Raw genomic sequence first — 12,475 nt, forward strand, 5'->3', positions numbered from 1 at the left:
GGCTGCGATCTTTTCAATGTGAAGGTGAACTTGAACCATGAGTAAAACCATTGCCATCGTGGTGTTCCCAGGCGTCCAGTCACTGGATGTCACCGGCCCCCTGGATGTGTTTTCCGAAGCCAATCGTTTCCTGGCCCCGCAGGATCACTATCGGCTGGAGGTGATCGGTGTCGAGCATGGGGTGATGGCGTGTTCCAACGGTTTGTCGCTCAATGCTCACCTGCATTTCAGTGAAGCGCTGGAGGCTTATGACTTGCTGTTGGTGGCGGGCGGGCCGCAGTTGCCGTTCATGAATTTTGGCGCGGCGTTCGATACCTGGCTGCGCGATGCCTGTGCGCTGGCGCAACGCTTCGGCTCGATCTGCAATGGCGCCTTCATGCTTGCCCGGGCCGGATTGCTCGATGGGAGAACCGTCACCACTCATTGGGGCGATGCCGCGGCGTTGGCGCAGTTGTGCCCGTCGACTCAGGTCGAGGCTGATCGTTTGTACGTGCAGGACGGCGAGCTTTACACCTCGGCCGGGGTCACCGCGGGGATCGATTTGTCGCTGTATTTGCTGGCCCGGGATCACGGGCCGGACGTAGCACTCAGCGTGGCCAAGCGGCTGGTGGTGTTCACTCAGCGTTCGGGCGGGCAATCGCAGTTCAGCCCGTTCCTCACGCCCCATGCCGAACCGACTTCGGCGGTGGCGCTGGTTCAGCTCTATGTGTTGGCCAACCTCAATGGCGACCTGACCATCGCTGATCTGGCCAACGCCGCCAATATGAGTGCGCGCAACTTTTCCCGGGTGTTCGCCAAGGAGGCGAAAATCACCCCGGCGGAATTCGTCGAACGGGCGAGGGTGGACGCGGCGCGGGTGATGCTCGAAAGCACCCATGCGCCGCTGAAAACCGTGGCGTATCAGTGCGGGTTTCGCGATGCCCAGCACATGCGCAGTGTGTTCAACCGCAGGCTGGGAGTGACACCGCAGCAGTTCAGGTTGAATTTTGCGGTGATGGTTTGAGCCAGGATTTGGGTTGTTTTTGTGGGCCTCATCGCGGGCAAGCCCGCTCCCACAGTGATCGGTGTGAAGCAACAATCTTGTGATCAACACAAAACCTGTGGGAGCGGCGGTGCGACGATTCGACTTGCCCGCGATGACGTCAGTTCAACCAACAGAAATCTATTGCCCTGAACGCGCTGGCAACAGCTTCAACGTACTCCGGGTATTGGCCGTCACTTCTTCATCATTGAGATGCGCCTGGTAGTAAACCCCTTCGATATACGCCTCGGCCTGATCGGCATAGTGGCTGTCGAACGGCACGCCACTCTGGCCGACCGGGTTGATGGTCAGGCTGTGGGGGGGGTCGGCGAAGTCGATAAGCCGCCGCGTCGACGGGCCGTAAGTCACTGGCCACGGCGCCGGGCCGATCTTGGCCGAGAGGTTATTCGGCACTTCGTGGGTGCCGGGCGCCGCGAATGGCCCGACGTTGAAGATGCGGTCCAGCGGTTTCTGCATCCCTAGCGGATGGCCGTGAGTCAGGGTGTGCGCCTTGCCCCACTGCCATTGTGTGGAATCGGCGCCCAGGGTGGTCTTGAGGTGAGCCATGCTCGCTTGCCAGGCAACCTTGACCGTATCGGCGCGGGTTTCCTTGCCGGGGGTGTTGCGGTTGTCCCACCACGGTGAATCGGCGGAGGCTGCCAGACGCGGCAGTGCGGCATCGATCACCCGGGTCGGGAGCAGCATTTCGAAGAAGTCATTGCCCAGTTCATCGCGCATTGCTGCGTCGGTGAGATTGAACAGGAACTGGTTGAACAGGGTGGCGCTGACGGAGTCCAGCGGATAATCGCCGCTCCACTGCGCCAGTTGTTCCACCATCTTGAGCTCGACGGGATTGCTCACCACTTCACGCAGTACCGGTAGAAACGGCGCCAGCAAACGCGGACCGTAGTCGGTGGTGGTGCCCAGTTGCAGCTTCTGGTTGGAGTCGTTGTCCCACTTCACGTTCTTGTCGCTGAGTTGACGATTGAGCTGCTGACCGCGATCGGCGAGGTTGTAGTAACCGGGAATCTCCATGCCGGTCGGCGACACCGGCTGGAAGTTGGCCGAGACGATATAGCCTCGCGCCGGGTTCTCTTCCTGTGGGTTGGCGCTGAACGGGTAAAAACCTTCCTTGTCCGCCTGAGGGGTGCTGCCGTCGAGGATGAAACCGGGCTTCACCCCGGCCGGACGCTTGGGCAGCAGCGCCGAGGCCCACCAACCGATGTCGCCCTTGGCGTTGGCGTAGACGATGTTCAGCCCCGGTGCCTGAACCTTGGCCGACGCGGCGCGGGCCTTGGCCAGGGTGTCGGCGCGGTTGAGCTGGTAGAAGCCGTCGAGGATCGGATTCGGGGTCTCGAGGAAGGCCCACCACATGGCGACCGGCGTCTTGCCGGCGGCGGTGCCGAGCGCATCGTTGATGATCGGGCCGTGGGGCGACTGGCGCAGGGTCAGCGTGACCGGTGACTGGCCTTTGACCGCGATCTGTTGTTCGGTGTTGACCATGTCGACCCACTGGCCGCGATACCAGACCTGATTCGGGTTGTCCGGGTTGACCTTCTCTGCGATCAGGTCCAGATCGTCGTTCTGGAACATCGTCAGACTCCAGCCGAAGTCCAGGTTGTGGCCAAGAAACGCAAACGGCACCAGCGCCTGATGGTAGCCATACAGCTCGAAACCCGGCGCTGACAGGTGCGCTTCGTACCACACCGACGGCACCGAGAAGCGAATGTGCGGGTCCCCGGCCAGCAGAGGCTTGCCGCTTTTGCTGCGGTTACCGGAAATCACCCAGGCATTGCTGCCTTCAAATTGTGGCAGGCCATTGTCGGCCAGCGCCTGCTCACTCAAACGGGCGAGGGCGTTCAGACCCTTCCAGTCATTGGCGGTGAGGGCCGGTGCAGGGTTGGCGCGCCCTTTGGCCAACACGCCCTTGGGCTGCCAGTCGAGATCGAAGATGTTCAGGTACTCGGCGCCCAGTTGGTCACGCACGTAAGTCAGCAAGGGTTCGGTGCGAAACGCCGCGGCAAAGCTGTAGGCCATGTAGCCGGCGATGCTGATGCTGTCTTCGGCGGTGAAAGGGCGCTTGGGGATCCCCAGAACATCGAACTCTACCGGCGCAGTGTGGCTGTCCTGATATTGATTGATGCCGTCCAGATAGGCTTGCAGGGCCTTCCACGCCGGCGACTGACGATCCAGCGCGGCCACGTAGCTTTCAGCCCGTTCGCGGATGCGCAGGCTGCGAAACAATTTGTCGGTGTCGATCAGTTTCGGGCCGAGGACTTCGGCCAATTCACCACGGGCCAGGCGCCGCATGGCTTCCATCTGGAACAGTCGGTCCTGGGCATGTACATAACCAAGGGCACGGTAGAGGTCGGTTTCGTTTTCGGCACGGATATGCGGCACGCCGCGCACGTCGTAGCGCACGGTCACTGAACCTTGCAGGTGCTGCAACTCCACCTGGCCCTGGCGCGTCGGTTGCTTGCTGTACACATACCAGCCGCCCCCGGCGACGAGTACGACGATCAGCAAGGCAAGTACGGTCAGGACGCGTTTCATGGTGACTCCTTGTTCTTTCGGGATTGCCGCCCGTGTGGGCTGCAAACGTGTAGCACAGACCTCCTGCGCCGGGCATCGCGGTCCTGGAAAAGTCAGGAATGCCTTACTTCACCTCAGCAGGCCACGGGCAGTAGCAACCCACCGCCAGCGTATGGGTGGCGTTCACCGCCCGGCCTTCATTCAGCGCTTGCAGGATGGGCTCGATAAAACTGTTGCTCGAATTGCAGGTGAGGCCTTCGCTGTACGGACCGAAATACGCCAGCCTGCCACTGCGGTCCCAGATCGCCACCGCCGGGCTGGCAGGGATCTGTTCGGAACCTGGCAGGACAGTGATGGTTTTAAGGCGGCTCAACGTGCTGGGTAATTGACCGTGGCTGCCGGGCTTTTGGACCGCATAGAACTCGACGCCCTGCGGTACATACTGCTCAACCAGTTCGGTCAGGTGTTGTTGGTTGCCGACATTGCACGGGCAAGCCGGGTCCCAGAAGTGCACCAGGCGAATGGCGCCGGGGCCGGCCAGTTCGTCCGGCAGGCGCAAGGGGTCGCCGGAGAACACCGCAGTGTGCGAACTGAAGGCACGCAAGTAGCGCCCCTGAAACCAGTCATAGGCGGCCCACAGCACGCCGGCACACACAAGGGCGAGCAGGCTGGCAAGCAGTGTGGTGCGGTAGGCCGGACGCATGGGTTTCAATCCTCGAAGGTCGGCTAGCTTGCCATGCTTGCCGCGACAGATGAATATCGCAGGCCTATAAAGTCCGTTTCGCGCTCTGGAATAGCCCATGTCTGCCACTTTCGACCCCGATCATTTGCGTGCCAGCCTGCGGCCATTGGCCGAGTGGCAGCCGCTGTCGACGGAGGCCATGGCCTATCAGCATTTTTATGGGCTGGATTTTCCCCTGCGAACCTTGCGCAGTGGCCTGGGGCGTTTCGAGGTCGATGGCTATGAAGTGGTCAGCCAGCTCTGGTGGCCCGAGCGGGCGAAGGCGACGCTGTTTTTGTTTCATGGCTTCTACGATCACACCGGGCTCTATCGACATGTGATCGAGTGGGCGCTGGACCAGGGTTTTGCGGTAATCGCCTGTGACCTTCCAGGGCATGGCCTGTCCAGTGGCGAACGGGCGAGCATCAAGGATTTCGCCGAGTATCAAAGCACGTTGCAAGGGCTGTTGGCCGAGGCGCAATCGCTGGACCTTCCGCAGCCCTGGCACCTGTGCGGGCAAAGCACCGGCGGGGCGATCGTGATCGATCATGTGCTCAATCAGGGCGCGAACAGTCCCGCCCAGGGGCAAGTGATTCTGCTGTCGCCACTGGTGCGGCCGCGAGCCTGGGGCTGGTCGCAGCTCAGTTATTACCTGCTCAAGCCGTTCGTCAAAGGCATCGCCCGGCGTTTCAGCGAGAACTCCAACGACCCTGAATTCCTGACGTTCCTGCAAGCCGATCCGCTGCAACCGCTGCGTCTGCCCACGGCGTGGGTCGGTGCGCTGGGACGGTGGATCAAGCGCATCGAAGCGGCACCGAAGAGCCCGCGGCAGCCGCTGATCGTGCAGGGGCAGGCAGACATGACCGTGGATTGGAAGCACAACCTTGACGTATTGCGGGGCAAGTTCGATCGGCCTCAGGTGCTGATGCTGCCTGAGGCACGGCATCATCTGGCAAATGAGACGCCGGGGTTGCGGCAGGAGTATTTCGGGTTTTTGACCCGGCGGATGAAGGGGCGAAATCTTTAGCGGTAATCAGGGCCTCATCGCGGGCAAGCCCGCTCCCACAGGTATCTGCTTTGACCGAAGGATTTGTGAACGACACCGATCACTGTGGGAGCGGGCTTGCCCGCGATGGCGATCTGGCTGACGCAAAAGTTACTGGGTAAGACTCGACGTACTCTGCCCCACCGCCAACCCCGCCCGAATCGCCGCCAATGCCGCTTGGTAGTAAGCCTTGCCTTCAATGGACTCGGCAAAGGTCGCGAACTCTTCCAGCTCTTCATCCGACAGGTCGCGATAGACATACAGCAGCGTGTTGTTCAGGTCCGCGCCGATCTGCTCCATCAGGCGCTGGCGCTGACCGTTCAACATACCTTGAGCCTGACCGCCACCGAGCAAGCCGGGGATCATCGAGCTCAGGCTGTCGGCCGCCACGCCCGCAATCGCCAGGCTGACTTCAGCGCCGGCCTCGCGAGCGGGCAGGGCCTGGGCCAAGTGACCGATGATGAGTTGACGGGTATCGCTGGCCTGCATTTTCGGCAAGCCCTTGGCGTTTTTCGCCAATTGATCGCGACGGGTCGCCAGCAATTCGGCGGCGACGATTTTCTTGCCCAGGGGCGATTGAAAGAAGGTCAGTGCAGGTTTCGGATCGGCAAGCTTTTTGCGCAGCTGCGCTTCGGCACGCTGGTCCATGGCCTTGGGGGCGAAACGCTGATTACTGTTGTTGACCAGGGCCTGAAACACCGCCGGCGGCAGGCTATTCTGGTAACGCTGCTGAGCGGTGGAGAGAGCATCGTTGAAATGCGCGCGTTGTTCTGGCCAACCGGCGACCTTGTACAACTGGTCGTGGCCGTCCGCCCAGGCGGGCAATACGCAGAGCATTAGCAGTGAAAAAAGCAAGCGACGCATAGGGACTCCTGTCAGCAGGCGACTATTCTCCGTGCGGCATTCGTACTTGTCGAGAATTCGTATCAGGTTGCGTGCCTTATCCGACCAATCCTCCGCTGCGCGGCTCTGTCGGATTTGCGGGCACAGGAATACTATGCGCGCCATGCAAATATCCTCTGATCATCCGCTGCTGTTACGTATCGTCGACGACCTGGCTGAGCGCGGCTGGTCGCAGCAGAATATTTTCCTGCCTCTGGATCTGACCCGGGCGCTGGCGGCCGAGTGCCGCAAACGTGCCGCCGAGGGCGAACTCGCCCCGGCCGCGGTGGGGCGCGGGCCGTTTTCGGAGATCCGCGAGGGCATTCGCGGTGACCATATCCAATGGCTCGAACCCGGTCAGGTCGAGGCCTGCGACAGCTATCTGGGGTTGATGGACCGTCTGCGTGAGGCGATGAATCGCAGTTTGTTTCTGGGCCTGGAAGATTTCGAAAGCCATTTCGCCCTGTATCCGCCTGGAGCTTTCTACCTCAAGCATGTCGACCGGTTCCGCGATGACGACCGGCGCATGGTCTCGGCGGTGATCTACCTCAATGACGGCTGGCTGCCTGAGCATGGTGGCCAGCTGCGCATGTACCTGGACGAAGGCGTCGAACACGATGTGGTGCCCACCGGCGGATGCCTGGTGGTATTCCTGTCGGGCGAAGTCCCCCACGAAGTCCTGCCCGCAACCCGAGATCGCCTGTCGTTGACGGGCTGGTTCCGGCGTCGTGGTAACGAGCCGTTCTGATCATGCAAAAGATTCTGGTAAGCCGCTGTTTGCTCGGTCACCGCGTCCGTTACGACGGTGGCGCCAGTGGGCCATTCAATCTGTTGGAACAATGGATTGCCGAAGGCCGGGTGGTGCCGTTGTGCCCGGAAGTCGCCGGTGGTTTGCCGACGCCAAGAGCCGCGGCGGAGATTCCGGGCGGGCAGGGCGGTGAAGTGCTTGATGGCCTTGCATCGGTCATCACCACCGAGGGCGAGGACGTCAGTGCCGAGTTTCTTTCGGGGGCTTATCAGGCGCTGGAATTGGTGCAACAGCACGGCATCCGCATTGCCGTGCTCAAGGCCAACAGCCCGTCTTGCGGGAATCTGTTGACCTATGACGGGACGTTCAGTGGCGTGAAGGTCAGCGGTGAGGGGGTCACCGCGGCATTGCTCAAGCGCAATGGCGTTCAGGTGTTCAGTGAGTTGGAATTGGCCGAAGCGGCGGCAGCCCTGGCAACCCTCGACTAACGGCCTTGCACAAATCCCTGTGGGAGCGGGCAAGCCCGCGATGGCGGTTCAACATTCAACATCAATGTTGAATGTTATGGCCTCATCGCGGGCAAGCCCGCTCCCACAGGGTTGCTCGTTAACCTTGAATCAGGGTTTCGGCGCCGCGCTCGTATCCGCCCCGAACCACTTCTGCGACAACGTTTCCAATCGCCCATCCCCCTTGATCCGCTGCAAGGCGTTTTCGAGGCTGGCGTGAAATGCCGGGTTACCCTTCTGAAACGGAATCGCCAGGCTCACCGGCGGGCCGGCCTTCGGCTCCTCTTCCTTCAGTGACTGCACCAACACTAGCGGGCGCGGCTGCTCTTCTTTCTGCGTGAGCAATTGCGCATCCGCGTAGCTGTAAGGTTCGGTGAAGTCGAAACGATCCTTAAGGTCCGGGGTCTGTGCTATGTGATTGATGGCCACGTCGTACTTGCCGCTTTCAACGCCGCTCAACAGATCGCCGGAATCGGTGACGACGAAGTCGGCCCGCACATCCAGCTCATCGGCCAGCAGTTGGCCCAACTCGACTTCGAAGCCGGTCAGTTTGTCGTCATCCTTGAAATTGAAGGGCGGTGTATTAGCCTCAAGGGCAATGCGCAATTCGCCGCGGTCGTTTACATCGTCCATCAGTTCGGCATGAGCCAAAGGGCTCAAAAGGGGCAGCAGGCAGATCAGGCCAGGCAAAAAGCGCATGGTCACTCCTTTGAATTCATTTATCGCGACGCGCTGTTCAGGCTCGCTTTGCTATGGTTGTCGTGTGCCTTCGACAACGAATGGCCGTGAAGTTGTCACGGTCGAGCGAATTTTACGGAAAAACTGGAGAAGAGAATGAAAAGCTTTATGTCACGTGCAGCGTTGGCTGGCCTGTTGCTGGGTGCATCGATGCTGGCAACGGCTGCTACACCGGCTCCCAAAGGTGCAGGAGTGTCCATCGTTTCTCCTGCGGATGGAGCCACGGTTCCGCAAACCGTCGTCGTCAAGTTCGCTGTCGAGAACATTGCGCTCGCGCCTGCGGGCGATGTTACCAAAAACACCGGCCATCACCACTTGCTGATCGATGTCGATAAACTGCCAGCCGCCGGTGCACCGATCCCCAACGATGCCAACCATCTGCACTTCGGCAAGGCGCAGACCCAGGCTGAAGTAAAGCTGACGCCGGGCAAACACACCTTGCAGCTGGAGCTGGGTGATAGCGGCCACATGCCGTTCGATCCGCCTATCGTGTCGGAGAAAATCACCGTCAACGTTAAGTAACATTCGTCACGCCCATGAAAAAGGAGACCCGAAGGTCTCCTTTTTTGTCACTCAAGTCACTATCAGAACAACACGCGGCAACGAATGGTGCCGTTGATGTGCTGCAGCTTCTCTTGTGCCATTTCCGAGTATTCGGCATCGACGTCGATCACGACGTAGCCGACTTTCTCGTTGGTCTGCAGGAACTGACCGGAAATGTTGATGCCGTTTTCGGCGAAGACCTTGTTGATCTCGCTCATCACACCCGGAATGTTCTCGTGGATGTGCAGCAGACGGTGCTTGCCAGGGTGAGCCGGCAGGGCCACTTCCGGGAAGTTCACGGACGATACTGAAGTACCGTTGTCGCTGTACTTGACCAGTTTTTCCGCCACTTCCAGACCGATGTTGGCTTGCGCCTCAGCGGTGGAACCACCGATGTGCGGGGTCAGGATCACGTTGTCCAGGCCACGCAGCGGGCTTTCGAACTCTTCTTCGTTGGAGCGCGGCTCCACCGGGAATACGTCGATGGCCGCACCGATCAGGTGCTTGTCCTTGATCGCGTCCGCCAGGGCGTCCAGTTCAACAACAGTGCCGCGAGCAGCGTTGATCAGAATGCCGCCCTTCTTGATGGCGCGGATTTCTTTCTCGCCGATCATCCACTGGGTGGCTGCGGTTTCCGGAACGTGCAGGGTGACGATGTCGGACATGCCCAGCAGCTCGGTCAGGCTGGCAACTTGCGTTGCGTTGCCCAATGGCAGCTTGGTCACGGTGTCGTAGAAGTACACCTGCATGCCAAGGCCTTCAGCCAGAACAGACAATTGAGTACCGATCGAGCCGTAACCGACGATGCCGAGCTTTTTGCCACGGATTTCGAAGGAGTTGGCTGCGCTCTTGATCCAGCCGCCACGGTGGCAGGAAGCGTTCTTCTCGGGAATGCCGCGCAGCAACAGGATCGCTTCGGCCAATACCAGCTCGGCTACGGAGCGAGTGTTGGAGTACGGCGCGTTGAATACCGCGATGCCGCGTTCGCGAGCCGCGTTGAGGTCGACCTGGTTGGTGCCGATGCAGAAACAGCCGACAGCCACCAGTTTCTTCGCGTGATCGAAGATCTCTTCGGTCAGTTGAGTGCGGGAGCGAATGCCGATGAAGTGAGCATCAGCGATCTTTTCCTTCAGCTGGGCTTCCGGCAGAGAACCTGTGAGGTACTCGATGCTGGTGTAGCCCGCCGCCTTGAGGACGTCGACAGCCGATTGGTGGACGCCTTCGAGAAGAAGGAACTTGATCTTGCTCTTATCGAGAGAAGTCTTGCTCATCTGCGTAAACCTGTGTCCCGGAGAAAAAATGGCAGGGAATCGGACAGCGTGAGCTGACCCGGACGGCAAGAAAGCCGTCACCGCAGAGCAGCCTTTGGGCACTATCCTGCGGGGTCGGTATGCTAGCATATGCACCCCGCTAAACACTCATTCCTGCGACGTGAAGCGTTCTCAGGATGACCATGAATTGTTCGAGAGTTCTGTCGATGACCAATCCTGCGCTGATTGATGAGCTGAAGACCTTGGTTGAGCCTGGCAAGGTGCTGACCGACGCCGACTCCCTGAATGCTTACGGTAAGGATTGGACCAAACATTTCGCCCCGGCCCCCACGGCCATTGTGTTCCCCAAGACCACCGAGCAGGTCCAGGCCATTGTCCGTTGGGCCAATGAACACAAGGTGGCGCTGGTGCCGTCCGGCGGTCGTACCGGGCTTTCGGCTGCGGCCGTGGCAGCCAATGGCGAAGTGGTCGTGTCTTTCGACTACATGAACCAGATCCTCGATGTGAACCTGACTGACCGCACGGCCGTTTGTCAGCCAGGCGTGGTCACCGAGCAATTGCAGAACAAGGCCGAAGAGCACGGTCTGTACTACCCAGTGGACTTCGCATCGGCAGGTTCCAGTCAGATTGGCGGCAATATCGGCACCAATGCCGGCGGGATCAAGGTGATTCGCTACGGCATGACCCGCAACTGGGTGGCCGGCATGAAAGTCGTCACCGGCAAGGGCGATTTGCTGGAACTGAACAAAGACCTGATCAAGAACGCCACAGGCTACGACCTGCGCCAGCTGTTCATCGGCGCTGAAGGCACGCTGGGCTTTGTGGTCAAGGCCACCATGCGTCTGGACCGTGCGCCGAAAAACCTCACCGCGATGGTCCTCGGCACCGCCGATTTCGATTCGATCATGCCGGTATTGCACGCGTTTCAGAGCAAACTTGACCTGACCGCCTTCGAATTCTTCTCCGATAAAGCCTTGGCCAAGGTTATGGCGCGCGGTGATGTGCCGGCACCGTTCGAATCCGATTGCCCGTTCTACGCGCTGCTGGAATTCGAAGCGACCACTGAAGAAGTGGCAAACCAAGCTCTGGAAACCTTCGAGCACTGCGTCGAGCAGGGCTGGGTACTGGACGGTGTGATGAGCCAGAGCGAAACCCAGTTGCAAAACCTGTGGAAATTGCGCGAGTACATCTCCGAAACCATTTCCCACTGGACGCCGTATAAAAACGACATTTCGGTCACTGTGTCGAAAGTCCCAGGGTTCCTGAAGGAAATCGACGCGATCGTCGGCGAACACTACCCGGATTTCGAAATCGTCTGGTTCGGCCACATCGGCGATGGCAACCTGCACTTGAACATCCTCAAGCCGGACAACCTGAGCAAGGACGAGTTCTTCGCCAAGTGCGCGACCGTCAACAAGTGGGTGTTTGAAACCGTCGAGAAGTACAACGGTTCGATTTCCGCCGAACATGGCGTGGGCATGACCAAGCGTGACTACTTGACCTACAGTCGCTCGCCGGTTGAGATCGAGTACATGAAAGCCGTCAAAGCGGTGTTCGACCCGAACGGCATCATGAACCCGGGCAAGATTTTCGCTGTTTGATTCTTCGAACTTAAGAGCACGAAGCAGGAGTCGGTCAATGAGCTATCAGCACCAGTATGTCGACGGTACGCGTATTCATTTCCCGTTGGGGAAAGTGGTATGCATCGGCCGTAACTACGCCGAACACGCCAAGGAACTGGACAATCCGGTGCCTACTGAGCCACTGCTGTTCATCAAGCCGGGCAGTTGCGTGGTGCCGCTGGAAGGCGGTTTCAGCATTCCGACCGAGCGTGGCTCGGTGCATTACGAAGCGGAAATCGCCGTGTTGATCGGTAAGCCGTTGTCGACCAAACCGAGCCGTGAAGAAGTGCTGGATGCTATCTCCGGCATCGCCCCGGCCCTTGATCTGACCCTGCGCGACAAACAGGCCGAGCTGAAAGCCAAGGGTCTGCCGTGGGAAATCGCCAAGTCCTTCGACGGCGCTGCGGTGATTGCGCCGTTCGTGGCTGGCAGTACCTTCGCCGACCTGACCGACATTGGCATCCGCCTGACCATCAATGGCGAAGTGCGCCAGGATGGCAACAGCAAGGACATGCTGAATCCGATCGTGCCGATGATCCAGTACATGGCCGGCTGCTTCTCGCTGCAGGCCGGTGACGTGATCCTCACGGGTACGCCGGTGGGCGTTGGTCCGCTGAATGTCGGTGATGAACTGGTGCTCGAACTGCCGGGCGCCAGCCGCTTCACCAGCAGCGTGCGCTAAACCGGGCACTGCAAAAAACCTGTGGGAGCGGGCAAGCCCGCTCCCACATTGGTTTTTTGTGAAGGCCGACAAAGGGCAGTCCCGCCATTTCCCGTTTTTTTCACATCTTGTCCGGATAATTCCGGGGCTTCTGGCGTCTGAGCCAGTCCCAATTGTGCTATTAC

12 protein-coding genes are annotated in these 12,475 nt (G+C 59.8%); 7 read left to right on the top strand and 5 right to left on the bottom strand.

The window, feature by feature from the left end; translation table 11 throughout:
- Positions 1-37: 37 nt before the first annotated feature.
- The gene (locus JFU11_RS18170) at positions 38-1,003 is read left to right on the top strand and encodes a GlxA family transcriptional regulator (protein WP_201061675.1); all 966 of its coding nucleotides are present in this window, start codon (positions 38-40) and stop codon (positions 1,001-1,003) included.
- Positions 1,004-1,162: 159 nt separating this feature from the next.
- Here the strand turns inward: JFU11_RS18170 and JFU11_RS18175 are convergent, their stop codons facing one another.
- Positions 1,163-3,574, bottom strand: coding sequence for a penicillin acylase family protein (locus JFU11_RS18175; protein WP_201061677.1), 2,412 nt, complete (start codon positions 3,572-3,574; stop codon positions 1,163-1,165).
- A 103-nt stretch (positions 3,575-3,677) separates the two neighbouring features.
- Positions 3,678-4,256, bottom strand: a complete 579-nt coding sequence (locus JFU11_RS18180; protein WP_123720308.1) for a DUF6436 domain-containing protein — start codon at positions 4,254-4,256, stop codon at positions 3,678-3,680.
- A gap of 97 nt (positions 4,257-4,353) precedes the next feature.
- Here JFU11_RS18180 and JFU11_RS18185 point away from each other — a divergent pair, with 97 nt between their 5' ends.
- Positions 4,354-5,301 carry an alpha/beta hydrolase gene (locus tag JFU11_RS18185; RefSeq protein ID WP_201061679.1) on the top strand — a complete coding sequence of 316 codons (948 nt, stop codon included), beginning with the start codon at positions 4,354-4,356 and terminating at the stop codon, positions 5,299-5,301.
- Positions 5,302-5,430: 129 nt separating this feature from the next.
- On the opposite strand, the gene JFU11_RS18190 is transcribed toward JFU11_RS18185, so the two are convergent.
- A complete protein-coding gene (locus tag JFU11_RS18190) occupies positions 5,431-6,183 on the bottom strand; it encodes a DUF2059 domain-containing protein (RefSeq protein ID WP_201061681.1) in 753 nt (250 codons plus the stop codon).
- A 133-nt stretch (positions 6,184-6,316) separates the two neighbouring features.
- Between JFU11_RS18190 and JFU11_RS18195 the strand changes: the two genes are divergently transcribed.
- On the top strand, positions 6,317-6,949 hold the full coding sequence (locus JFU11_RS18195) for a 2OG-Fe(II) oxygenase (protein ID WP_123720311.1): 633 nt from the start codon (positions 6,317-6,319) through the stop codon (positions 6,947-6,949).
- Positions 6,950-6,951: 2 nt separating this feature from the next.
- Positions 6,952-7,437 carry a DUF523 domain-containing protein gene (locus JFU11_RS18200; protein WP_123720312.1) on the top strand — a complete coding sequence of 162 codons (486 nt, stop codon included), beginning with the start codon at positions 6,952-6,954 and terminating at the stop codon, positions 7,435-7,437.
- Positions 7,438-7,566: 129 nt separating this feature from the next.
- Here JFU11_RS18200 and JFU11_RS18205 read toward each other — a convergent pair whose 3' ends face one another.
- Positions 7,567-8,154 carry a transporter substrate-binding domain-containing protein gene (locus JFU11_RS18205; protein WP_123720313.1) on the bottom strand — a complete coding sequence of 196 codons (588 nt, stop codon included), beginning with the start codon at positions 8,152-8,154 and terminating at the stop codon, positions 7,567-7,569.
- 135 nt (positions 8,155-8,289) lie between these two features.
- Here JFU11_RS18205 and JFU11_RS18210 point away from each other — a divergent pair, with 135 nt between their 5' ends.
- Entirely contained in the window at positions 8,290-8,715 is a 426-nt protein-coding gene (locus JFU11_RS18210; protein WP_201061685.1) for a DUF4399 domain-containing protein, read from the top strand.
- 62 nt (positions 8,716-8,777) lie between these two features.
- On the opposite strand, the gene serA is transcribed toward JFU11_RS18210, so the two are convergent.
- Complete coding sequence (gene serA / locus JFU11_RS18215) at positions 8,778-10,007, bottom strand: phosphoglycerate dehydrogenase (protein ID WP_052964597.1); 1,230 nt, start codon at positions 10,005-10,007, stop codon at positions 8,778-8,780.
- A gap of 206 nt (positions 10,008-10,213) precedes the next feature.
- Here serA and JFU11_RS18220 point away from each other — a divergent pair, with 206 nt between their 5' ends.
- A complete protein-coding gene (locus JFU11_RS18220) occupies positions 10,214-11,608 on the top strand; it encodes an FAD-binding oxidoreductase (protein WP_201121347.1) in 1,395 nt (464 codons plus the stop codon).
- A gap of 37 nt (positions 11,609-11,645) precedes the next feature.
- A complete protein-coding gene (locus tag JFU11_RS18225; RefSeq protein WP_008007329.1) occupies positions 11,646-12,311 on the top strand; it encodes a fumarylacetoacetate hydrolase family protein in 666 nt (221 codons plus the stop codon).
- Positions 12,312-12,475: the final 164 nt, after the last annotated feature.

It is taken from the genome of Pseudomonas sp. TH37, assembly GCF_016650735.1.
Taxonomy (GTDB): Bacteria; Pseudomonadota; Gammaproteobacteria; order Pseudomonadales; family Pseudomonadaceae; genus Aquipseudomonas; species Aquipseudomonas farris.